The organism is Mesorhizobium subarcticum, from assembly GCF_055456085.1.
Genome location: NZ_CM144237.1, coordinates 5,709,247 through 5,732,122, shown reverse-complemented (window position 1 = coordinate 5,732,122; position 22,876 = coordinate 5,709,247). Strand labels below are relative to the sequence as shown.

The 22,876-nt window shown below is 63.8% G+C and carries 22 protein-coding genes; 9 read left to right on the top strand and 13 right to left on the bottom strand.

The window, feature by feature from the left end; genetic code table 11:
* The first annotated feature begins 60 nt into the window (after positions 1–60).
* Entirely contained in the window at positions 61–945 is an 885-nt protein-coding gene (locus ACZYHG_RS28170; RefSeq protein ID WP_464611356.1) for a LysR substrate-binding domain-containing protein, read from the top strand.
* A 135-nt stretch (positions 946–1,080) separates the two neighbouring features.
* Here the strand turns inward: ACZYHG_RS28170 and ACZYHG_RS28165 are convergent, their stop codons facing one another.
* Positions 1,081–1,692 carry an LOG family protein gene (locus ACZYHG_RS28165; protein WP_464611355.1) on the bottom strand — a complete coding sequence of 204 codons (612 nt, stop codon included), beginning with the start codon at positions 1,690–1,692 and terminating at the stop codon, positions 1,081–1,083.
* Positions 1,693–1,849: 157 nt separating this feature from the next.
* On the opposite strand from ACZYHG_RS28165, the gene ACZYHG_RS28160 reads away from it, so the two are divergent.
* The 4 genes from ACZYHG_RS28160 to ACZYHG_RS28145 all read left to right on the top strand — a co-directional run bounded on the left by ACZYHG_RS28160 (position 1,850) and on the right by ACZYHG_RS28145 (position 6,382).
* Positions 1,850–3,571 (top strand): LysM peptidoglycan-binding domain-containing protein, encoded by a 1,722-nt coding sequence (locus ACZYHG_RS28160; RefSeq protein ID WP_464611354.1) that lies wholly within the window; start codon positions 1,850–1,852, stop codon positions 3,569–3,571.
* A gap of 81 nt (positions 3,572–3,652) precedes the next feature.
* Entirely contained in the window at positions 3,653–4,000 is a 348-nt protein-coding gene (locus ACZYHG_RS28155) for an ArsR/SmtB family transcription factor (RefSeq protein ID WP_464611353.1), read from the top strand.
* A gap of 25 nt (positions 4,001–4,025) precedes the next feature.
* Positions 4,026–5,909 (top strand): ABCB family ABC transporter ATP-binding protein/permease, encoded by a 1,884-nt coding sequence (locus ACZYHG_RS28150; RefSeq protein WP_464611352.1) that lies wholly within the window; start codon positions 4,026–4,028, stop codon positions 5,907–5,909.
* 125 nt (positions 5,910–6,034) lie between these two features.
* Complete coding sequence (locus ACZYHG_RS28145) at positions 6,035–6,382, top strand: antibiotic biosynthesis monooxygenase (protein ID WP_464611351.1); 348 nt, start codon at positions 6,035–6,037, stop codon at positions 6,380–6,382.
* Here ACZYHG_RS28145 and ACZYHG_RS28140 read toward each other — a convergent pair.
* Both ACZYHG_RS28140 and ACZYHG_RS28135 read right to left on the bottom strand, forming a co-directional pair.
* On the bottom strand, positions 6,379–7,245 hold the full coding sequence (locus ACZYHG_RS28140; protein WP_464611350.1) for an SMP-30/gluconolactonase/LRE family protein: 867 nt from the start codon (positions 7,243–7,245) through the stop codon (positions 6,379–6,381). The genes ACZYHG_RS28145 and ACZYHG_RS28140 overlap by 4 nt on opposite strands.
* A 92-nt stretch (positions 7,246–7,337) precedes the next feature.
* A complete protein-coding gene (locus ACZYHG_RS28135; RefSeq protein WP_464611349.1) occupies positions 7,338–8,069 on the bottom strand; it encodes a lysozyme inhibitor LprI family protein in 732 nt (243 codons plus the stop codon).
* Positions 8,070–8,271: 202 nt separating this feature from the next.
* Between ACZYHG_RS28135 and ACZYHG_RS28130 the strand changes: the two genes are divergently transcribed.
* Positions 8,272–8,970 carry a phosphatidylserine decarboxylase gene (locus ACZYHG_RS28130; RefSeq protein ID WP_027034463.1) on the top strand — a complete coding sequence of 233 codons (699 nt, stop codon included), beginning with the start codon at positions 8,272–8,274 and terminating at the stop codon, positions 8,968–8,970.
* A 3-nt stretch (positions 8,971–8,973) separates the two neighbouring features.
* Positions 8,974–9,792 (top strand): CDP-alcohol phosphatidyltransferase family protein, encoded by an 819-nt coding sequence (locus tag ACZYHG_RS28125; protein WP_464611348.1) that lies wholly within the window; start codon positions 8,974–8,976, stop codon positions 9,790–9,792.
* Between the two features lie 27 nt (positions 9,793–9,819).
* On the opposite strand, the gene ACZYHG_RS28120 is transcribed toward ACZYHG_RS28125, so the two are convergent.
* Both ACZYHG_RS28120 and ACZYHG_RS28115 read right to left on the bottom strand, forming a co-directional pair.
* Positions 9,820–12,042 carry an AMP-binding protein gene (locus ACZYHG_RS28120; RefSeq protein ID WP_464611347.1) on the bottom strand — a complete coding sequence of 741 codons (2,223 nt, stop codon included), beginning with the start codon at positions 12,040–12,042 and terminating at the stop codon, positions 9,820–9,822.
* Between the two features lie 139 nt (positions 12,043–12,181).
* A complete protein-coding gene (locus ACZYHG_RS28115; RefSeq protein WP_183457862.1) occupies positions 12,182–12,589 on the bottom strand; it encodes a tautomerase family protein in 408 nt (135 codons plus the stop codon).
* Positions 12,590–12,702: 113 nt separating this feature from the next.
* Here ACZYHG_RS28115 and ACZYHG_RS28110 point away from each other — a divergent pair, with 113 nt between their 5' ends.
* On the top strand, positions 12,703–13,566 hold the full coding sequence (locus ACZYHG_RS28110; protein WP_464611346.1) for a LysR substrate-binding domain-containing protein: 864 nt from the start codon (positions 12,703–12,705) through the stop codon (positions 13,564–13,566).
* A 234-nt stretch (positions 13,567–13,800) separates the two neighbouring features.
* Here the strand turns inward: ACZYHG_RS28110 and ACZYHG_RS28105 are convergent, their stop codons facing one another.
* Positions 13,801–14,709: a DMT family transporter gene (locus ACZYHG_RS28105; RefSeq protein WP_464611345.1), complete on the bottom strand. Its 909-nt coding sequence runs from the start codon at positions 14,707–14,709 to the stop codon at positions 13,801–13,803.
* Positions 14,710–14,763: 54 nt separating this feature from the next.
* On the bottom strand, positions 14,764–15,651 hold the full coding sequence (locus tag ACZYHG_RS28100) for a DMT family transporter (RefSeq protein WP_464611344.1): 888 nt from the start codon (positions 15,649–15,651) through the stop codon (positions 14,764–14,766).
* A 231-nt stretch (positions 15,652–15,882) separates the two neighbouring features.
* On the opposite strand from ACZYHG_RS28100, the gene ACZYHG_RS28095 reads away from it, so the two are divergent.
* Positions 15,883–16,389, top strand: coding sequence for an OsmC family protein (locus ACZYHG_RS28095; RefSeq protein ID WP_464611343.1), 507 nt, complete (start codon positions 15,883–15,885; stop codon positions 16,387–16,389).
* A 109-nt stretch (positions 16,390–16,498) separates the two neighbouring features.
* Here ACZYHG_RS28095 and ACZYHG_RS28090 read toward each other — a convergent pair whose 3' ends face one another.
* From ACZYHG_RS28090 to ACZYHG_RS28065, 6 genes are all read right to left on the bottom strand, one after another.
* On the bottom strand, positions 16,499–16,717 hold the full coding sequence (locus tag ACZYHG_RS28090; protein ID WP_027034471.1) for a hypothetical protein: 219 nt from the start codon (positions 16,715–16,717) through the stop codon (positions 16,499–16,501).
* Between the two features lie 160 nt (positions 16,718–16,877).
* Positions 16,878–17,618 (bottom strand): SDR family NAD(P)-dependent oxidoreductase, encoded by a 741-nt coding sequence (locus ACZYHG_RS28085; RefSeq protein ID WP_464611342.1) that lies wholly within the window; start codon positions 17,616–17,618, stop codon positions 16,878–16,880.
* A gap of 27 nt (positions 17,619–17,645) precedes the next feature.
* Complete coding sequence (gene purF, locus ACZYHG_RS28080; RefSeq protein WP_464611341.1) at positions 17,646–19,115, bottom strand: amidophosphoribosyltransferase; 1,470 nt, start codon at positions 19,113–19,115, stop codon at positions 17,646–17,648.
* Positions 19,116–19,219: 104 nt separating this feature from the next.
* On the bottom strand, positions 19,220–19,876 hold the full coding sequence (locus tag ACZYHG_RS28075; protein WP_027034474.1) for a CvpA family protein: 657 nt from the start codon (positions 19,874–19,876) through the stop codon (positions 19,220–19,222).
* Between the two features lie 44 nt (positions 19,877–19,920).
* Positions 19,921–21,324, bottom strand: coding sequence for a DNA repair protein RadA (gene radA, locus ACZYHG_RS28070; protein WP_464611340.1), 1,404 nt, complete (start codon positions 21,322–21,324; stop codon positions 19,921–19,923).
* Between the two features lie 48 nt (positions 21,325–21,372).
* The gene (locus tag ACZYHG_RS28065; protein ID WP_027034476.1) at positions 21,373–22,866 is read right to left on the bottom strand and encodes a replicative DNA helicase; all 1,494 of its coding nucleotides are present in this window, start codon (positions 22,864–22,866) and stop codon (positions 21,373–21,375) included.
* Positions 22,867–22,876: the final 10 nt, after the last annotated feature.

The window sequence follows — 22,876 nt, the reverse complement described above, 5'->3', positions numbered from 1 at the left end:
CTGTCCAAGACTGATTAGGTTAAAGTTGAGACCTAGCAGGACTTTGAGCTTCGGAGAAAAATGTTCGACCTGCGCCAGATCAGATATTTCGTCACCGTCGCCGAAACCGGCAATGTCGGCCGCGCCGCTGAAATCCTGCATATTTCGCAATCGCCGCTCAGCCGGCAGATCATGCAGCTCGAGGAGCAGCTGGGTGTCGCCCTGTTCGAACGGGCAAAACAGCGGGTCCATCTCAACGCCGAAGGCCGCGCCTTCCTCACCGAAGCCCGCGCGCTGCTTGCCAATGCGCGGCACGTGGAGGAGTTCGGCCGCAACCTCGGCAGCGGCGCGGTCGGCCGTCTCGCCATCGGCTATGTCGAAGGCGCGGTGCATGCCGGACTTGTGGCCGATATGCTCAGGCAATTCCGCCGCGAGCGGCCCGATTTCCATCTTCAGCTCAGGAGCAGTCGCACGGCGGCGCAGTTCGAGGATTTGCGGCAGCGTGTGCTCGATCTCGGCTTCGTCTACGCTCCGGCCCCGGCCGACGATCCGGACATCGACAGCATGCTGGTGCGCAGCGAGCCGCTGGTGCTGGCGATCCCCGAAGACGATCCGCTTGTCGAGATGTCGGACATCGGGCCGGGGCACCTCGATGGCCGCACCTGGATCACCGTGGTGCGCCAACCTGACGACACCAATCGCGGCCAATTCCTCGCTGCTTGCGCCAAGGCCGGCTTTCTGCCCGACATCGCCTATGAAACAGCCGATCCGCTGACCTCGCTCGGCCTGGTCAGCGCCGGCCTTGGCCTGGCGACGGTGCAATCCAGCCTGCGTGTCGCAGCACCACCGGGGATCGCGTTTCGCGACCTGCCATGGTTCGACCGCACGGTTTCGATTCATCTGGCCTGGCGGCGTCAGGATCGGCGGGCGGTGATTGGGGATTTGCGGAGGGTAGTAGGGCAGTAGGGCAGTAGGGCAGTAGGGCAGTAGGGCAGTAGGGCAGTAGGGCAGTAGGGCAGTAGGGCAGTAGGGCAGTAGGGCAGTAGGGCAGTAGGTATGTTCTTTCCCCTACTGCCTTACTGCCATACTCCTCCTACTGCCTTACATTTTGTCTATCACCGACTGCACGCCCTCGGTCGGCGAATCAACGGAAGAGCCTGCCACCAAGATGGCGGCGACGATTGCTTCCGGATCGTTGATCACCAATGGCTGAACGCGCTTTGCAGTGTGGATGAAACCCTCCGCCGCCATGTGATCAAGCAACGACAGCATCGGATCCCAGAATCCGTTGACATTGCCGAAGACGATCGGCTTGCGGTGATGGCCAAGTTGCGCCCAGGTCATGATCTCGACGATCTCCTCGACTGTGCCGATGCCGCCGGGCAGCGCCACAAAGGCGTCGGATTTCTCGAACATCTTGTGTTTGCGCTCATGCATGTTGTCGGTGATCAGCAACTCGTCGAGCCGGTCAAGCGCGGTTTCAGTCGCCTCCTTGTTGATCAGGAAGCGGGGAATGATGCCGGTGACCTTGCCGCCGGCCTTGAGCGTGCCTTCGGCGACGGCGCCCATGATGCCTTTGGTGCCGCCGCCATAAACCAGCCGCAAGCCTGCTTTGGCAATCGAGCGCCCAAGCAGGTGTCCGGCCTTCGCATAGATTTCATCGCGGCCCGGTGACGAGCCGCAATAGACGCAGACGGATCGAATCGTGTTCATGCAACTGATCGATAATGAGGTTCGTAGTTAAGGGTCGTGAACCAGATTTATGAGTTCACGACCGAGGTCAAGCCCAAGGGGTTAACAAGCCGGGCTTTTTCTTGTCGGCTTTGGCAAAACACGCTAGACCGGCATTAGGTGGCTAAGGGGTGGGAATATGGCAATCAATCCATTGAAGGGGTTTCTGTTCGCGGCGGGTGGGACCGTCGCGGTGGCAGGAGCCGCCTACGTATCGGGCGCGCTGGACCCGTATCTTCATCCAGTGCCGCCGGCGCAGGTAGCGGCCTTGACGCCGCCCGAGGCGCCGAAACCGGCGGATCCCGGCACGGAAGGGCGACTGCCGGCGCCGGCGGTGCCGGCTGCTCCCGCCGCGGCGCCTCAGGCGACGGCCCCGGCCGCACCGGCAACGACAGCCCCAGCAGCCCCGGCAACGGCGGCTCCAGCGCCGGCTGCACCTGCAACCGAGGCCAAAGCACCGGCAGCACCCGCGACTGATGCGGCGGCACCGGCCGCGCCCGCCACATCAGGCCCGATCGCGCCGACTTTCGATGTCGTGCGCGTCGAGGCCAACGGCTCCATCGTGGTTGCCGGCAATGCCGCACCCAATTCCAAGGTCGAGATCCTCAACGGCACGACCGTGCTGGGTTCGACAGTGGCGGGACCCGATGGTGCCTTTGTCATCGTGCTCGACGATCCGCTGAAGCCGGGCGACTATACGATTTCCCTGCGCGCGACGGTCGGCACGGTTGTGACCGCCTCCGCGCAGACAGCAGTGGTTTCGGTTCCCAAGGATGCCGCCGGCCAGGTGCTGGCCATGGTCGAGGAGCCGGGCAAGCCGGCCGAACTGCTCACGGTTCCGGCGCCTGAGACCAAGCCAGCCGCGCCGGCAACTGGCAATCAGGCTGCCGCTCCGGCTGCCCCGGCGCCAGCCGCTCCGGCACCAGCGGCGCCGGCTGCAACGGCACCGGCCGCCGTCGCGGCGGCGCCAGCCCCGACGGCACCTGCAACGCCGCCCGCCGCAGTGGTCGCGGAACCCAAGATCGTGGTCGAGGCGGTCGAGATCGATGGCAACAAGATCTTTGTCGCTGGCCTTGCCGATCCGGGCCGCAAAGTGCGCGCCTATGCCAATGACATCCTGCTCGGTGACGCGCAGACGTCGCCGGACGGTCATTTCCTGGTCGAGGCGAAGCGCGACATTCCGGTCGGCAGCTACACCATCCATGTTGACGGCCTCGATGCCGACGGCGTGAAGGTCGTGGCCCGCGCCGCCGTGCCGTTCGAGCGCGAGCCGGGCGAGGCGGTCGCCGCCGTGGCGCCCGCCGACACCAAGCCCGCAGAGACGAAGCCCGCCGAAGCAAAGCCGGCTGAAACGAAACCAGCCGCACCTGCTGCTGCCGAGGCGCCTGCGGCTCCAGCTGCATCGGCGCCGGCTGTTGTCGCTGCTGCTCCGGCAGCGCCCGCGCCGGCTCCAGCCGCGCCGGCCACCGAGGCACCAGCACCGGCTCCAGCCGTTGCCGCCGTTCCGGCCGAGACGGCACCAGCCGCACCGGCAGCTCCCGCCACCGAGGCTCCGGCCGTCGTGGCGGCCGCAACACCGCCAAGCGAAGTGCCCGAAGTGGTGTCGCCCAAGCTCGAACATGCCGACGGCGCGGTCATCATCCGCCGCAACGATACGCTGTGGCGGATTTCGCGGCGTGTCTATGGTCACGGCGTGCGCTACTCGACCATCTACCTGGCCAACCAGGACCAGATCAGCGATCCCAATCGTATCTGGCCAGGGCAGGTGTTCAAGGTCCCGGAAAAGTCGAAGGAAGGCGAAGCCGCCGACCTCAAGGCGATGGGCGAACAGGCGACGACCACGCCTACCAAGACGGAATAGGGGGAGAGATCGGTAATTCAGGCGATCTACCCATCGGCCTAGCTTGCCCTGTCATCGTTCATCGTCTATCGCCGATGAACGATGACAGAACACGTCCCTGAGCCAGACCTCCCCAACGGCGCTCCACCCAACCGCATCTTGGACAGCTGCGCTGTCGCGGCGCGTTTCGCAGCGCTGTCACATCCGGCGCGCATAGAAATCATCAAGCACCTCTCGGCCAGCAATTCGTGCTGCTGCCGCGAGGTCGTCGACCGTTTCGATCTGGCGCAGTCGACGGTCTCGCAGCATCTGAAAATACTGGTCGAGGCCGGTCTGGTCCGCTTCGAGCCCGACCGCCAGCGTTCCCGCTACGCGGTCGATCGCGCGGCACTCGCCGAAATATCGGCATCGCTGAGCGCCTTCGTCAATTCCTGCTGCTCCGGCCGCTGACCCTCTCACCCAAAAGGCAAGAAAAGTGGTCGAAAAAACCGTCTCCGCCGAAACCTCCACACTGACGACATTGCGCAACCTTTGGCCCTATATGTGGCCGGCCGACCGCGCTGATCTCAGGGCGCGCGTCACCTGGGCGACGCTGCTTCTGGTCGTCGCCAAGGTGACACTGGTCGCCGGTCCCTATTTCTTCAAATGGGCAACCGATGCGCTGGCGGGCGGCTCCAAATCACCGCCGCCGCTGCCATCTTTCCTGCTTGCCCCTGTGATGCTGGTTATTGCCTACAACGTGCTGAGGCTCGTCCAGCTCGGCTTCAACCAGCTGCGTGATGCACTGTTTGCACGCGTTGGCCAGCATGCGGTGCGCCAGCTCGCCTTCCGCACCTTCGTCCACATGCACCAGCTATCGCTGCGCTTCCATCTCGAGCGTCGCACCGGCGGCCTGTCGCGCATCATCGAGCGCGGCACCAAGGGCATCGAGACGATCGTGCGCTTCATCATGCTCAACACCGCGCCGACCATTCTCGAATTCGCGCTGACCGCCGGCATATTCGGTTTCACCTATGGCTGGAAATACGTGGCCGTCGTCGCAGCCACCGTCTGTCTCTATGTCTGGTTCACGGTCAGGGCGAGCGACTGGCGCATCTCGATCCGCCGTGACATGAACGACAGCGACACCGACGCCAACACCAAGGCGATCGACTCGCTGCTCAATTTCGAGACGGTCAAATATTTTACCAACGAAGCCATGGAAGCCGAGCGCTTCGACCGTTCGATGGCGCGGTACGAGATCGCCGCCACCAAGACCTGGACTTCGCTCGGCTGGCTGAACTTCGGCCAAGGCATCATCTTCGGCCTCGGCACCGTCGTCGTCATGTGCATGTCGGCGCTGGAGGTGCAGGCCCACACGCAGACGGTTGGCGATTTCGTTTTCATCAACGCCATGCTGATTCAGTTGTCCGTGCCGCTCAACTTCATCGGCTTCATTTACCGTGAAATCCGCCAGGGCCTGACCGACATCGAGCACATGTTCGACCTGCTCGACGTTCCACAGGAGATCATCGACAAGCCCGACGCGAAGGCTCTGGTCGTTGGCGCCGGCAAGGTCGAGTTCCGCGACGTGCATTTTTCCTACGATCCGAACCGCAAGATCCTGAAGGGTGTCTCCTTCGAGGTGCCGGCCGGCAAGACCGTCGCCATCGTCGGACCCTCGGGCGCCGGCAAGTCGACCATCTCGCGTCTCTTGTTCCGCTTCTACGACGTGCAGGGCGGCCAGGTGCTGATCGACGGCCAGGATGTCAGGGATGTCACCCAGGACAGCCTGCGCGCGGCGCTAGGCATGGTGCCGCAGGACACTGTGTTGTTCAACGACACCATCGCCTACAACATTCGCTACGGCCGCGTCGGGGCGAGCGAGGAGGAGGTGCGGAAGGCCGCCGAACTCGCTCAGATCGGGCCGTTCATCGAAAAACTGCCCGACGGCTACAAGTCGATGGTCGGCGAGCGTGGCCTAAAACTCTCGGGTGGCGAGAAGCAGCGCGTCGCGATTGCCCGCACCATCCTGAAGGCGCCGCCGATCCTGATGCTCGACGAAGCGACCTCGGCACTGGACAGCCACACCGAGCAGGAGATCCAGGCCGCGCTTGACCTCGTGAGCAAGGGCCGCACCACCATCGTCATTGCCCACCGCCTGTCGACGGTGATCTCGGCCGACGAGATCATCGTTCTCAAGGACGGCCAGATCGCCGAGCGCGGCACCCATATCGAACTGATGCGACAGCATGGCCTCTACGCCTCGATGTGGGACCGTCAGCGCGAGGCGACCGAGGCCGAAGAGCGGCTGCGCCTCGCTCGCGAAGGCGACGAACTGGGCGTCATCGTTCGCCGGCGCACGTCGGAGGTGTCGTAGCGTTTTCCTTCTCCCGCAAGGGGAGAAGGAAAAGAGAGAATCCCTCTTGACCTCAACTTAAGTTGAGATTGTACGCCGTTTTCTGGAGCCCGAAAACACCGTCATCCAGGAACGGAACGATTGAAATGAATGAGATACATCATAATGTTAACGGCAGCAGCGTGTTCAGGGTGGACAAGTTCGTCGTCCCGGCCGCTGCCCGCGAGGAGATCCTCACCAAGGTCAGGACGACGCATGAATTGCTGCGCCAGCAGCAGGGTTTCGTGCAGGATTTCCTGCTCGAGCAATTTTCGGGACCGGGCGAATTCAATCTGGTGACGATCGTCGAATGGGAAAGCCAGGCGGCCGTCGACAAGGTCGTGCCGATCGTCAAGGCGGCGCAAGAACGCGTTGCCTTCAATGCGCAGGAGACGCTTGCCCGGCTCGGCGTTCGGGCCGACATCGCCAACTACCAGCGGGTTCCCGGGCTCTAGCCCGGCCAGCCGACGCCGGGTGCCGGCACTTCCATGCTGAGTACCTGGCCGGTGCGGATATCGCTGACCATGTGTTCGAAGCCGCGCCATTCGGCAGCAGTGATGAACAGCGTCGTCCTGTCCGCACCGCCCAGCATGCATGCAAAACAGCCGCGATCGACGGTGACGGTCTGCCGTACCTCGCCGCCTTCGCGCACGCGCACGCAGTGCTTGTTGGGAACATCCGCATACCAGACCGCTCCTTCGGCATCGAGGCAGATGCCGTCGGGGTAGCCGTCGAGATCGGCCCAGACGCGCCGGTTGGACAGGATGCCGTCGCCTGCGATGTCGAAAGCGGTCAACCGGTTGGCATGGGATTCGGCAATGATCAGCACCTTGTTGTCCGGGGTCACCGCCATGCCGTTGGCGAAGGCTATATCCTCCGCCACCTGTCGGACCGCGCCATCCGGCGTGATCAGAACGATAGTGCCGGGGCCGAAATGCTGGCCGGCGGCCGGCGCCGGCCCGCCGCCATTGATATAGATGTTGCCGCGCCCATCGACGACGATCTCGTTCCACGGGCTTTTCGACAGGCCACGCAGATCGGCATGGGTGACGAGCCTGCCATCGGCCTCTTGCCGCAACAACAAACCTTCCCGGCCTGAGACGACGAGCAGCCGTCCGTCGGGCAGCCATTCGATGGAGTAGGGCAGGACGGCCGGCACAGTGAGCACGATCTCGCATTTGCCGTCGGCATCGATGGCGACGATCTCGCCGGTGCCCCAGTTGCAGACCCACAAACGTCCGTCATGCCAGCGTGGCGATTCGCCGAAGGCGAGGCCGTCGGTGACGATATGAGGTTTGTTGCCGGATGATATCAGCATGGTCGGGAGCCTCCATTGCACGCGCCATCGGCCCTTGTGGGCGCGATACGGGACTTCTCACCAAGGACGGGCGAGAAGGTGGTCTCCCGACACTAGTCTTTCTGCTTTTCACTCAGGAAGAACGTGCCATCGACATGGCCGTTTGCTCCGCATGAGGGCGGTTCCGAATTGCCATCCTTGCCGGTGCCGGTCTGCTCGACAACAAGCGCGTCGCCGTCACGGCGGAAGGTGAAGACAAAGCCGGTCGGCTTGTCGCTGTCGTCTGTGTCGACCAGCCGCAAGCTTTTGCCGGCCTTGACCGTACCACTGATATCGCACTCACCGCCGCCGGTGACAGGATTGGCGACGTCTTCCCACACGCCGAGCTTGCCGGCGCTTGCGGCCTTGATCTCGACCGAGCCGCGCGTGCTGCTCCATGTGCCGATGAAGCCGGTGTCCGCAGGCTTGCGGATGCCGGCGAGAAAGGTCGCGCGGTCGCGCATGAACTCGCCGAGATCGAAAGTCTGCCGATCCTTGGGCGTGTTCTCGTTGAAGCCAGCGATCTGGTCACGATATCCGATGAAATCGCTCTGGTCGTCCCGCAAGGCCTTGCCTGCATGAGGATCAAGCATCTTCAGCAATGCCGCATAGTTCTTCGCCACATCGGCGTCGGCCTGCGCCAAGGCAGGGTCGGCGCAGATGGCCTTTTCCGCCACGCTTGCCGCCTTGGCGCAGTCGAAGGATGGCCTGATCTGTGCCTGCGCAGGGCCGGACATTGCGGACACCATGGCTAACAGCAGCGCGGGATAGAGAACGCGGACCGTGGATTTCCGGCTTTTCATCATGTCTGTTTCCCGCCCAGGCCGGAATTCTGACGGCAATGGCATGGGCGCGCAAGCCGGTCGCGACTTCACGAAATGTGGAGTGTCCGGCTATGCCGACACGACCAGCTCTTGCCCGTTCGCCCGCGCGGCCGATTGTTGCGTTGCGGCGAAGGGGGCTTTCGGCTATTGAGGCCGGACTTGAAACGGAGCCAGTTTATACCCGATGAGCCTTGTCGATACGGTCAAGAACGCGTTCGTACCGATCCATCGCGAGGGCTATCCCTTCATCGCGGCCTTTGGCGCGGCAACGCTTTTCCTCGGCTATTTCTCCTCGATCCTGTTCTGGATCGGCCTGATCCTGACCGCCTGGTGCGTCTATTTCTTCCGCGATCCCGAGCGCGTCACGCCGGTCGACGATCGCCTGGTGGTGAGCCCCGCCGATGGCATCATCTCGGCGGTCGGTCCGGCTTTGCCGCCGCGCGAACTTGGCCTCGGCAATGTCGAGATGACCCGCATCTCGGTGTTCATGAACGTCTTTTCCTGCCATGTGAACCGCGCCCCGGTGCGCGGCCGCATCGCCAGGATCGAACATCGGCCGGGAAAATTCCTCAATGCCGAACTCGACAAGGCGAGCACCGAAAATGAACGCAACGGCCTGGTCATAGAGAGCCCCAACGGCACCGTGGCCGCCGTCCAGATCGCCGGCCTCGTGGCGCGGCGCATCGTCTGCTGGGCCGAGGCCGGGGCTTCGATCGGCACCGGCGAGCGCTTCGGCCTGATCCGTTTCGGCTCGCGCGTCGACGTCTTCTTGCCCTTGACCGCCACTCCGCGTGTTGCCGTTGGCCAGACAGCGGTCGGCGGGGAGACGGTACTGGCCGAATTCGGCGGTGTCGCCGGCACGCCCCTCGTGCGGATTTCCTGACCGGTGGGCACGCAGTACAAAAAATTCGAGGCCCATGCCAGCGGCGGCCCGCGCATCCGCGAGATTCCGATGCGCATGGTGCTGCCCAATCTGGTCACGGTGCTTGCCATCTGCGCTGGCCTGTCCGGCATCCGCTTCGGCTTCGAAGGCCGTTTTGAGCCGGCCGTGGTGATGGTGCTGCTAGCGGCTTTCCTCGACGGTATCGACGGCCGCCTGGCGCGGATGCTGAAGGCGACGTCAAAATTCGGCGCGCAGATGGATTCGCTGGCCGACATCGTCAATTTCGGTGTGGCACCCGCTCTGGTGCTCTATGCCTTCCTGCTCGACCGCGCCGGCTCGCCGGGTTGGATCGCGGCGCTCCTGTTTGCCATCGCCTGCGGGCTGAGGCTTGCCCGCTTCAACGTGCTCGACGACGAGAAGTCCGAACGCCCCCTGTGGCAGTCCGAGTATTTCGTCGGCGTGCCGGCGCCGGCCGGCGCGGTGCTGGTGATGCTGCCGCTCTATCTGTATTTCCTGCGTTTCGGGGTGGAGCCCAGCCGCCCGGCAGCTTTCGTCGCCACTGGCTTCACCATCCTGGTCGCCTTCCTGCTGGTCAGCCGGCTGCCGGTCTATTCCGGCAAGAGCATCAAAATCCCTGGCGACAGGGTGCTGCCGGTCATTCTGGCCGTGGTGCTCTACATCCTGTTGCTGATGACCTATCCCTGGTACACGCTGACGGCGTCGGTCGCGGGCTACCTGATCTTCCTGCCGTTTTCGGTACGCGCCTACTCCAAGCGCGCCAAGCTCGAGGGCGAGAAGGTGCCGCCTTCGGATATAGGTTAAAAGGCGCTCCGAAGTCCTTGATCTGACTCAGGCAGCCACGCCCAGCCCGAGCCTGTCGATCGCCAGCTTTCTTGTCGAGACATAGTCAGTCTTGCCCGAACCGAGCACCGGGATTTCCTCCACCTTGACGATGTCGTTGGGCACCATCAATTCAGCCGCACCCGCCTGTTTGCCAAATTTGCGCAATTCGTCGGGGTTGGCAGCGTCGGCGGTGGTGACCAGCACGATACGCTCGCCGCGCCGCTTGTCCGGTACCGCAACTGCGGCATGGCGCTCTTCCGGCCATAGCGATTGCACCAGCATCTCGACCGCACCTAGCGACACCATCTCGCCGGCAATCTTGGCGAAGCGCTTGGCGCGGCCGCGAATGGTGATGAAGCCTTCGCGGTCGACTGCGACGATGTCGCCGGTGTCGTGCCAGCCGGTCAACGGCTGCAACTCACCGGGGCGGTCCGCTGTCATATAGCCCATCATCAGATTTGGTCCGTCGAGCCACAACTGGCCGGCGTCGGAAATGCCCTCGACGGGTTCCAGCTTCATGCGCATGGCCGGCAACAGCCGCCCGACGGTGCCGTCGCGGCCGTGGATCGCGGTGTTGACGGCAACCACGGGTGCCGCCTCGGTCAGTCCGAAACCTTCGATGATCTCGGCCTGGAATCGCTCGCGATAGACGCGGCGCGTTTCAGGCTTCACCGCCTCGGCGCCGGCGACGACGAAGCGCAGGCTCGAGAAATCGCCGTCCTTGGCGGTGCGCGCATAGTTGGCCAGGAACGTGTCGGTGCCGAACATGATGGTCGGCTTCACCTTGCGCGCGATCTCGGGGATGATCTTGTAGTGCAGCGGCGAGGGGTAGAGGAACAGTTTTACTCCGGTGACCAGCGGCAGGATGGTGCCGCCTGTCAGGCCGAAGGAATGGAACACCGGCAACACGTTGAGCAGGATATCGGCCGGCGAGATGGTGATGCGCGCTTCGGCCTGCATGGCGTTGGCGAGAAGGTTCTTTTGCGACAGGACTACCGCCTTCGGCGTACCTTCCGAACCCGAGGTGAACAGGATCACCCCCGGCTTGGCCGCATCCTGCCGCTGCAGCGGCCAGCGCCACAGCAAGGCGGCGGCAAGCTTGTCCAGCGTGGTGACGCTGGTGCGGATATCCTCCAGCCACAGAAGTTTGGCGCCGCCCTTTTCGACCGCCGCGACTATATCGGCGAGATCGGCCTTCTCGACGAAGGCGCGTGAAGAGATGACGGTGCGCATCACCGCCGTGCGCACGGCAGCCGTAACGCTCGCCGGCCCAGCGGTATAATTGATCATCGCCGCCACCCGGCCCGCCGAGAGAAGGCCGACCAACGACAGCACGACGCCATTGGCGTTGGGCAGCATCACCCCAACCGCTTCGCCCGGCGCCGTCACCGCCTCGAAGCGCTTGCCCAGCACGCGGGCGCCGATGAACATCTTGCGATAGCTCAGCGCGCCCGAGATGACATCCTCGATGATCGGATGCGTGGCGCCGACCCTAGCCGCCGCATCGCGGATGGCCAGGAACAGGCCGCGATCGAGATCGGTGCCGAAAAGCCGAGCCTCGGCGACGCGGTCGAACAGCGCATTGGTGTTGGAGGCCTGGTCCTGATTGCGCGCTACCAGTTCGGCGACGGTCATCGGCTCCAGCACGCTGATCGACAGCTGCGGAAACCAGTGCCGCAGGGCCTTGTCCGCCGGCGTCAGCGAAACAGGCAGGCTGCGCGCGCCGGCAACGAAGATCGGCACGATGCGGGCGTCCGCCTGCATGGCGATGCGGGTGACGGCGCGAAACAGGCGAAACGTCTTGATGTCGGGCTCGACCGCATCCGGCAGATAGACGGCCAGCCGCCCCTTGCCCTTCAGCACACGCACCAGCCGGCGGCTGACGAAGACATGTTCGGCATTGAAGGCGATGGTGCGGCCAAGTTCGCGCCAGGGTTCGAGCCATGGCGAGCGCGCCGAGACCTCGTCGAGTATGTGCAGCGTGTCATCAGGCAGCAGCGACAGCATCAGCGCCGGTTCGAAGCGGGACTGGTGCGAGATCACGTAGATGACAGGAGCCTGCGCCTTGCGCGCGATACGGATGCGGTTGTCGCTGATCCGGTAGGCGAGCTTGAACGGCACATAGAGCAGCGCCTGGGTGAAACGCAGGCCGAGGCGGAGCTTTTCCGCCACGCCGATCAGCAGCCAGGCCAAAACAAGACCCGCAAGCAGCGCCAGTGTCAGGATCATGCCGCATCTCTCCCAACGATTTTTTGTCATCGCGGCTCTGCGGCCGCTTCCGACGCAGAGGGTAGCGGAAGTAGGCCCGAGGTCAATGTAGGAAGACGTTGTGTTCCTTCTCCCGTGGGAGGGAGAAGGAACGAGGCCCTCACGCCGCCTTCAATCGTCCGCTGATGAAGCGGAACTCCTGCGTCTTGCCGCCATAGCCGTAAGCGGCTGCCGGCACCTCATGCACGAAGGCATAGCTTTCCTCGTGCACGCCACCCAGCAGGCGGCCGAAGGCGTCGAAGAGCGCCTTGAGATAGGCTTCCAGCTCGAGCTTGGTGTTGGTACCGTCGACCACCTTGATATCCAACCAGAACGTGTTGGTGCCGTGCTCGGCCAATGACTTGCCGCCGGCGAACCAGTGCTGCGGATCGATATAGGATACCGCAACTGCGGTGATCGTCGGATCCTTGCGCAACTGCGTGGCGGTGATCTCGGTAATTTCCCTGGCGATGCGGGCGGACAAGGCGGCGTCCGGCTTGCCGGTGACGCTGATGTTGATGATGGGCATTTTCTTCTCCTTGGTTTCTAGCGGCGTCTGATCGCCGTTGGAGAGACAATGCCATCATCTTTGAATCAAAAAAATCGAATTGTTTTCAACTAAAGATTCGATAATATCGAATTATGGAAACGCTCGATCCGGATCTGCTCAAAACCTTCCTCGCTTTCGTCGACAGCGGCTCCTTGGCGCAGGCGGCCTCGAGTGTCGGCCGTTCGCCCTCCGCCGTGACTGCCCAGATGCAGCGGCTGGAGGAGATCGTCGGCGAGCCGCTGCTGGCGCCGCAGGGGCGGGGCCGCGGCCTGACGCCAGCCGGCGAGGACCTTGTCGGCCATGCCAGGCGCATTCTTGCCGTGCATCGCGCGGCATGGCTGGCGCTGAAGGGGGCACGAGCCGCCGGGCGTGTCGCCATCGGCACGACACAGGATTTCGCCGACAGTGGCCTGCCTGACCTGCTGCGTGCCTTCGCCACCAGCCATCCGCGCGTCAGGATCGAATTGCGGGTCGGTCGCTCCACGGAGCTGGCGCAGGCACTGCAGGCCGGCAGCCTCGATCTGGCGATCGTCATGCGCCAGGCCGCAGCGCCCGACGAGGTCGGCGTCCTGCGTGAGCCGATGATATGGCTGTGTTCGCAGAAGGGACTGGCCTCGCGGGCTGAAGAGCTGCCGCTGGCGCTGCTTGATCCCTATTGCGGGTTTCGCGAGGCCGCACTCGCGGCGCTCGATGCCGCCGGCCGCCGCTACCGCATCGCCGCCGGCAGCGCCAGTCTGGCCGGCTTGCGCACGGCGGTGAATGCCGGCGTTGCGCTGACCTTGCGAACCCCGCGCTTTGCCCATTCCGGCATTGTAGAAGCACCGCGCGAGCTTTGCCTTCCGCCGGTCTCGATGGCCGAATTCGCGATCCGGCTGCGCGCCGGCGCCGATGCTTCGGCGGGCGATCTGGCGGCACTGCTCAGCGGCAACCTGGCCCTATCGCAACCCACTGGTTGATTTGGCGATGCGCGGGCTTCGTCTGTCGGCAAAGAAAAAGCCGACCTTACGGTCGGGCCTATTCAGCAAAGAAAAAGCCGACCTTGCGGTCGGGCCCATTTAGCAAAGAAAAAGCCGACCTTGCGGTCGGCTTGGGAGTAGGACGGGCCGAGGGGTTTGGGGGGGACTTGGGGGGTGGCCCGTCGTACCAATAATGCCTGATCCCGATGATGGTTCCGTGACTGTGTCACTTTTTTAAGAAATATTTGACGCTGCCTGCTGCGAGCGGGCCACCAGCCAGTCGCGGCCGGCATGGGCAAAAACCGCGCAGAGCACGATAGCGCCGCCGATCATGCTGGCCGCCGGTGCAATCTCTCCCAGAAACAGGAAGGCAAACAGGATAGCGAACGGTACCTCGGCCGAGCCGAGCAATCCGGATTCGGCCGCCGGCAGCAGTCGGGCGCCCTCCGTCCACAGGATTGACGACAGCGCGAAGGATGCGCCGAAGGTGGCGAGCAGAACAGCATCCCTTGACGACACCGCCAGCGGATCGGTGACGAACCAACCAAGTATGAACAGCAGAAAGGCCGAAACCGCGCCGGCCCAGACCACCGGTGTGTCGCGGAAGGCGCGCACCATGATCATATAGAGGCCACTGCCGATCGTCATCAGCAGCGCCAGTCCGTCTCCGAACAGATGGCCTGTGCCGAAGCCTGACCAGACCATGATCGCCACGCCGCAAAGCGAGACGGCTGCGGCGACCATCGTTTGCATGCGGAAGGGTTCGCGCGTCAGCACCCAGGCCAGCAATGCGGTGACGAAGGGCGCGGTGGCGTAGATGACCGCGACATTGGCGACGTAGGTGAATTTGAATGCCGAAATGAAGGCGATGCTCGCCAGCGCGCCTTCCACCGCCAGCAGCCAGCCGCGCCAGCCCAATCTCAAGCTTTCGCGTCCGCCGGAGCGATGCCGCCGCCACAACACATAGAGGCTGATCAGGATCGAGCCGACAAAGCCACGCCAGCAGATGATCGTCAGCGGGTCGGCATGGATCGATTTTGTCAGCACGCCGGTCAGCGCAAAGACGGCGGCCGAACAGGACACCAGAATGATGCCCAGCGTGCGCTCGGCGACAGTGTCTGTGGTGGCGGTCACATCAGTCATGCCGCCAGCCTACGCCGGTGCGTCCTGACATCGTAGCGTCAGCAGTGATGCACATCACAGCCGCTTGCGGAAATGTTCGCCGCCGACGATCAACAGGCCGGCGGCGACGATCAGGGCGGCACCCAGGAAGACTTCGCGGCGCGGCACGTCGCCCCAGATCGCAAAGCCGAGCGCGAACGCCCACAGCAGCGAGGTGTATTCGAGTGGCGCCAGGATCGACGCCGGCGTACGCTTCATGCCTTCGAAGAGAAGATATTGCGCCAGGCCGCCGAGCGCGCCGACGCTGGCGAGAAGCAGCAGCTCGGTCAGATCAGGCGTATGCCACCACAACAGAGCCGGCACCGCCGAAAACACCAGGAAATAGAAATTGTTGAGGAGGAGCTGGATCATCGAGCGTTCGGCCAGTGCGGTCCTGCGCAAGAGCACGATGGCGATGGCCCACAAAAGAGCCGCCGCCAGCACGAGCATCACTGGCACGGACAGGCCGAGATGGGTCGGATCGCAGGCGACGAAGACGCCGACAAAGCCGATCAAAACCGCCAGCCAGCGTAGCATCGGCACCTTCTCGCCGAGCACGAACACCGAAAGCACGGTGACAATGATCGGCGCCGCGTAATAGACGGTGGTGAGTTCGGCGAGCTGCAGGCTGCGGGCGGCGTTGTAGTAGCAAAGCCAGGCGGCAAGCGTGAAGGCGGCGCGTACCAGCATGGGCCGCACGATCGGCGAGCGCACCGTGTCGGCAAACAGCTGCCGCCCGCCGATCGCCGCGCAGGCGCCGAGAATGGTGATGCTGCGGAAGAACATGATCTGCCAGACCGTCATGCCGGTGACCAGCAGCTTGATCGAGGCATCCTGCGTCGAAAACAGGAGATAGGCAGCACCGGTCAGCAGGATTCCGGCGAGAACCCTTTCGCGTGTTTCGAGAATGGCGATGTCGGCCATGGGGCGCGGGACCAGTGTTGCAGGAAGCGACAGAAATGCCGTGGATCAACGCGATGGCCGGGACGTCAGGCCTTCTTGCCAAGCTATACGGTCGAAAGTTGGCACAGCGCTACGCCAGCCCTGGGCTTGCGTTGGGGCAGGAACTGGCTGTCTTGCTTCCGGGACGCGATAGGCACTTATATCTGGCAAAGCCATGCCGCCGGCTGGCGACAAAACGAACGAGGCAACGGAATGGATGCGATCGAACTGAAGGCCATGCAGGCGCCGCTGAAGCAGGCCTATCGCGACGACGCCTCGCAGGCGCTGATCACGCTGAGAGCGAAGGGCTCGATCGACGACCAGTCGGTTGCCTGCAAGGTGGAGACGGGCAGGGCGATCGCGATCGCCGGTTTGCATCCGGCAACCGGTGGCTCAGGGGTCGAACTCTGCTCCGGCGACATGCTGCTTGAGGCACTGGTGGCTTGCGCCGGGGTGACGCTGAAGGCGGTGGCGACGGCGCTCGAGTTCAAGCTCGGCGCCGCCACTGTGGAGGCCGAAGGCGATCTTGATTTTCGTGGCACGCTGGCTGTCGCCAAGGACGCGCCGGTCGGTTTTCGTGCCATCCGCCTCAATTTCAGTCTCGACACCGATGAACCGCAAGAGCGCATCGATTCGCTGCTAAAGCTGACCGAACGCTATTGCGTGGTGTTCCAGACAATCAACCAGAAGCCGGAACTGACGGTGAGCGTCCGGCGCTAAAGCAATTCCAGGAAAAGTGTGAACGGTTTTCCGTCCGGAATTGCGTCATAACAGCTCTGAAATCACAAGGCCCGCAGCCCTTGGCTGGGGGCCTTGTTGTAACGGATGCTTACTGCGCTGCCGGCTCTTCGGCATCGCCTTCGTCGGTGAAGGGCGAGGCGCTCGGCACGCACTGTATGGACCAGCCGGTGGGTGTCGGCTGCTTCTGATATTCGGTGATGGCCGCGGTGCACTGTTCGCGCTTGTCGAAGGTGCTGGGCAGCACCACCATGCCGCCCTGCGGGCCGGCGATTACCAGATACCAAACCAACGCTGCGGTCGTAGCCATGGGGATGTCCTTGTTCTGCCCAGCTCGGGCGCTCGTTGTTGTGGGAGTTTATACGATCCTACCAACTCTGTGGAAACGACGAAAGCATGACAGAAGCGGTGCTTTTCTCGCTCAGATCACAGCCGCGTGATGATACGGCGGATTCGCATGCCGGATGCAGCTATTCGGGCTGCCTGTAGGCGACAAAACGGTTGTGCTTGGCCTGGAAGATCAGCCCGGTCTCTTTCAGCTCAGGGCTGGCCAGCGGCACGATGCGCTTGGCGATCTCGGAGGGGTGCGGCAGCGTCTCCGGATCCTCGCCGGGCACGGCCTGGGCTCGCATAGCGGTGCGGGTGGCGCCCGGGTCGGCGGCATTGACGCGCAGCGGCAGGCTTTGCGTCTCATGCGCCCAGGAGCGCATCATGGTTTCGACCGCAGCCTTCGATGCCGCGTAGGGTGCCCAGAAGGCGCGCGCCGAATGCGCCGCGTTGGACGACAGGATGATGGCCCGGCCGGCATCGGAAAGCCTGAGCAGCGGGTCGACCGAGCGGATCAGCCGCCAGGTCGAGGTGACGTTGATGGTCATCACCTTCTCGAAGGTCTTTGCCTCGACATGGCCGATCGGCGAGATGACGCCGAGCACCCCGGCATTGGCGACGAGAATGTCGAGCTTGCCCCAGCGCTCATGGATGGCGCCGCCCAGCCGGTCGATGCCGGCCATGTCGGAGAGGTCGAGCGGCACCAATGTCGCCTGGCCGCCGGCTGCCTTGATCTGGTCGTCGAGTTCTTCCAGCCCACCGACCGTGCGCGCCACGGCGATGACATGCGCACCGGCGGCGGCCAATTCCCTGGCGATGAAATAGCCGATGCCGCGCGAGGCGCCGGTGACGACCGCAACGCGGCCGGTAAGGTCGAGGGTCATGCGAGAATTTCCGTAGGATGGTCTGGCTTACGCGCCATTATTCGCCAGCAGCGACAGCGTGCGCACATTGTCGTGGCCTTCGAAGTCGAGCAGGCGGGTCGGGTACTGGCCGGTGAAGCAGGCGTCGCAGAACTGCGGCTGGTCGTTGTCGCGGCCCGCCTCGCCGACGGCGCGGTAGAGCCCGTCAATCGACAGGAAGCCCAGCGAATCGACACGGATGAACTCGGCCATCTCTTCCACCGACATGCGCGACGCCAGCAGCTTCGACTTCTCCGGCGTGTCGACGCCGTAGAAGCACGACGCGTTGGTCGGCGGCGAGGCGATGCGCATGTGCACTTCCTTGGCGCCGGCATCGCGCACCATCTGCACGATCTTCTGGCTGGTGGTGCCGCGCACGATGCTGTCGTCGACCAGCACCACGCGCTTGCCCTCGATCATGCGCCGGTTGGCGTTGTGCTTCAGCTTGACGCCCATGTGGCGGATCGAATCGCCGGGCTGGATGAAGGTGCGGCCGACATAGTGGTTGCGGATGATGCCGAGCTCGAAGGGAATGCCCGCGGCTTGCGAAAAACCGATGGCCGCCGGGGTGCCGGAATCCGGCACCGGCACGACGATGTCGGCGTCGACCGGGTTCTCCTGCGCCAGTTCGGCGCCGATGCGCTTGCGCACTTCGTAGACGTTGCGGCCTTCGACCGAGGAATCCGGCCGGGCGAAATAGACATATTCGAAGATGCAGAAACGGGTCTTCTGCGGCTCGAACGGGAACAGGCTTTCAATGCCCTTGGAGGTGACGACGACCATTTCGCCGGGTTTCAGGTCACGCACAAAACGCGCACCGATAATGTCGAGCGCGCAGGTCTCGGAGGCGAGAATCCAGGCGCCGTCGAGATCGCCCAGCACCAGCGGCCTGATGCCGAGCGGGTCGCGGCAGCCGATCATCTTCTTGGCCGTCATCGCCACCAGCGAGAAGGCGCCCTCGACCTGCCGCACCGCGTCGATGAAGCGCGAGTTGAGGTCGCGCTCCTTGCTGGTCGCAACCAGGTGGAGCAGCGTCTCGGTGTCGGAGGTGGAGGAGAAGATCGCGCCCTGCTTCTGCAGCGCGCGCTGCACCGTCATGGCGTTGGTCAAATTGCCATTGTGGGCGACAGCAAAACCGCCATCGGCCAATTCGGCGAAAAAGGGCTGGATGTTGCGCATGCCGGCGCCGCCGGTCGTGGCGTAGCGCGTATGGCCAATGGCGCGGTTGCCTTGCAGGCTGTCGATGACGCGCTGCTTGGTGAAGGTGTCGCCAATCAGGCCGACATGGCGTTCGACATGGAACTGGGTGCCGTCGTAGGAAACGATACCGGCCGCTTCCTGGCCGCGATGCTGCAGGGCGTGCAGGCCGAGTGTGACGATGGCCGCTGCATCCTGTCGGCCGAAAATGCCGAACACGCCGCATTCGTCATGGAAATGGTCGTCGGCCTCGGCGGAAAGCACGTCGTCTGCGTCTGCCATCTTAAGCTCCGCTAAAATCGCCATATAAGGTGCTCACGCGTCGAAAGCAACGGACACCGTGCAGTCGTTCACACCATCGTCTGTCCTGACGCCCGGTTCAGGCGTCAGTTTGCCGGTGCTGCAGGCGCCGGATTGGCCGGCGCGTTGTCGGCTGGCGGCGGTGTTGCGTCATTGTCGTCAGGCGCCGGTGTGTTGGCGTCGTCGCCACCGGCAGGAGCATCCGCGGCCGGCGCTGCTGGCGTGGCTGGCTGATTCGGATTGAGCTTCTTCAGGATGGCGTTTTCGGGATCCTCGGGCAGCAGGCTCTCAAGCTTGGCGCCGATCTGTTCCAGCAGCGGGCGCGACTTGGCTTCCGTCACCCAGGCGGGTGCCTTGGCGCCGGCCAGCCAGTTGAAGAACAAAAGCGCCACCGCGACGACCAGGATGCCGCGCGCGGCGCCGTAGAGGAAGCCGAGCGTGCGGTCGAGCGCGCCGATCCGGGAATCGATGATCCAGTCGGCAAGCTTCATGGTGATGACCGAGACGACGATCAGCGCGATGATGAAGACGGCGCCGGCCGAAGCGGCCATGGCGATCTTTTCGTTCTCGATATAGGGCTTCAGATAGGGCAGGACCGGCTTGTAGAAGAAGAAAGCCGCCGCCGCTGCCGCCGCCCACGAGACGACCGACAGGATTTCGCGCGAAAAGCCGCGAACCATGGCGAGCATCGCCGAGACGAGGGTGAAGCCGACGAGAATTCCGTCAAGCAGCGTAATCGGCATGTCTTTCGCCCCACTTCATGTCGTTTACCACACGACCAGCCGCGTCACTCTTCTTCGTCCGCGCGACTGCGCCGTGAGCCGGCTATGCGTGCCACGAGGTCGGCAAGCTCGGTGGGCTGGAAAGCGCCGGCCCCGATCCCTCCGGCAAGTTCCTCGCTGCCCAAGGGCAGAACCGCGCTACCAAAACCCAGCTTTTCGGCTTCCTTGAGGCGCTGCTGCGCATGCGCAACCGGCCTCACAGCGCCCGAAAGGCTGATTTCGCCGAAATAGACGCAATCGGCGGGAAGGGCAAGACCGGTGAGCGAGGAAACCAGTGCGGCCGCGACCGCGAGGTCAGCCGCCGGCTCGCTGATGCGGTAGCCGCCGGCAACGTTGAGATAGACGTCATGGCTGCCGAAGCGCACGCCGCAATGGGCCTCAAGCACCGCCAGGATCATCGACAGCCGGGCGCCGTCCCAACCGACGACGGCGCGGCGCGGCGTGCCGAGGGAGGAGGGTGCCACCAGCGCCTGAATCTCGACCAGAACCGGCCTTGTGCCTTCCATGCCGGCGAAAACCGCCGCACCCGGCGATTTCGCATGGCGCTCGCCGAGAAAAAGCTCGGATGGATTGGCGACCTCGCGCAGGCCCTTGTCCGACATTTCGAAGACGCCGATTTCGTCGGTCGGCCCGAAGCGGTTCTTCACCGTGCGCAGGATGCGGTAGTGATGGCCGCCTTCGCCCTCGAAATAGAGCACGGCATCGACCATGTGCTCGACCACGCGCGGTCCGGCGATCTGGCCTTCCTTGGTCACATGGCCGACGAGCACGATCGCCGCACCTGTGGATTTCGCATAGCGGATCATTGCCTGGGCGGCGGCGCGCACCTGCGTAACGGTGCCAGGCGCTGAATCGGCGAGGTCGGTCCACAGCGTCTGGATCGAATCGAGAATGACCAGATCCGGCCGTCTGCCGTCGGCGATAGTCGCCAGGATGTCCTCGACATTGGTCTCGGCGGCCAGTTCCACCGGCGTGTCGGCGACTCCGAGCCGCTGCGCCCTGAGCCTGATCTGCGCGACGGCTTCCTCGCCTGAGACATAGACGATGCGGTGGCCTCTCGAAGCAAGGGCAGCGGCAGCCTGGGTAAGCAAGGTCGACTTGCCGATGCCGGGGTCGCCGCCGACCAGCAGCGCGGAGCCGCGCACGAAACCGCCACCGGTGGCGCGGTCGAGTTCGCCGATCCCGGAAATGATGCGCGGCGCATCCTCGATGTCGCCGGAAAGCGTTGTCAGCACCACCGCGCGGCCTTTGCGGGCGTTGCGCGTATTGGCAGGACCCGAACCGATGCCGCCGGACGTGCCTTCCTCGACCAGCGTGTTCCATTCGCCGCAGGCATCGCATTTGCCGGCCCAGCGCTGATGCACCGATCCGCAATTCTGGCAGATGAACTGGACGCGCGATTTGGCCACTAGCGTTGCGCCGCTTGCCAATCGCTGAAGGTTGGGTGGGTCAAAGGACTACTCGAACCTCTCCGCGATATGATGTTCCTCAGCCAGATCGGAGAAGCGGGTGAATTCGCCGTGGAAGGCGAGCGTCACCGAACCTGTCGGGCCGTGGCGCTGCTTGGCGACGATGACCTCGGCCTTGCCGCGCATCTCGTTCATCTCATTTTCCCACTTGACGTATTCTTCCGTGCCAAGCTTCGGCTCGCGGTTCTTGAGATAATACTCCTCGCGATAGACGAACATCACGACGTCGGCGTCCTGCTCGATCGAACCGGATTCACGCAAGTCCGAGAGCTGCGGGCGCTTGTCCTCGCGGCTTTCGACCTGACGCGACAGCTGCGACAGCGCGATGATCGGCACGGCCAGTTCCTTGGCCAGCGCCTTCAGGCCGGTGGTGATCTCGGTGATTTCCTGCACGCGGTTCTGCGAAGACTTGGCGGATGAGCCCTGCATCAGCTGGATATAGTCGATAACGATCAGGTCGAGGCCGCGTTGGCGCTTCAGGCGACGCGCGCGGGCAGACAATTGAGCAATGGAAATACCGCCGGTCTGGTCGATGAACAGCGGGATCTTCTGCATGGTCTGCGAACAGGCGACCAGCTTTTCGAAATCCATTTCGGTGATTTCGCCGCGGCGGATTTTCGAGGACGAGATTTCCGTCTGCTCGGAAATGATGCGGGTGGCGAGCTGTTCCGACGACATTTCGAGCGAGAAGAAGCCGACGACACCACCATTGGCTGCCTTGAACGAGCCATCAGCCTGCTGCGCCGGCTCATACATCTCGGCAATGTTGAAGGCGATGTTGGTGGCGAGCGATGTCTTGCCCATGCCTGGGCGTCCGGCGATGATGATCAGGTCGGACGATTGCAGGCCGCCCATGCGGCGATCGAGATCGCGCATGCCGGTGGCGAGGCCCGACAGATGGCCGTCGCGCATATAGGCGGCGTTGGCCATGTCCACCGCGGTCTTGACCGCGTCGGTGAAGCTCTCGAAGCCGCCGTCGTAGCGGCCCGTCTCGGCCAGTTCGAACAAGCGCCGCTCGGCGTCCTCGATCTGCTCGGAGGGCGCCATGTCGACCGGCGCGTCATAGGCGATGTTGACCATGTCTTCGCCGACGGTGATCAGCGCGCGGCGCGTCGCCAGATCATAGATGGCGCGACCGTAGTCGGTGGCGTTGACGACGGTGACGGCTTCCACCGCCAGCCGTACGATATATTGCGCCACCGTCATGTCGCCGACCTTCTCGTCGGCCGGCAGGAAGGTTTTCAAGGTGATCGGCGTCGCCACCTTGCCCATGCGGATGAGCTCGGCCGCGATTTCGAAGATTTTTCTGTGCAGCGGCTCGTAGAAATGGCCTGGCTTGAGGAAGTCGGAGACACGATAGAAGGCATCGTTGTTGACGAGGATGGCGCCGAGCAGCGCCTGCTCGGCCTCGATGTTGTTCGGCGCCTCGCGATAAAGCGGTTGCTGCTCCGCCACGCCAAATTTTCGCGCTGCCTCTGCCATGATATCCCCG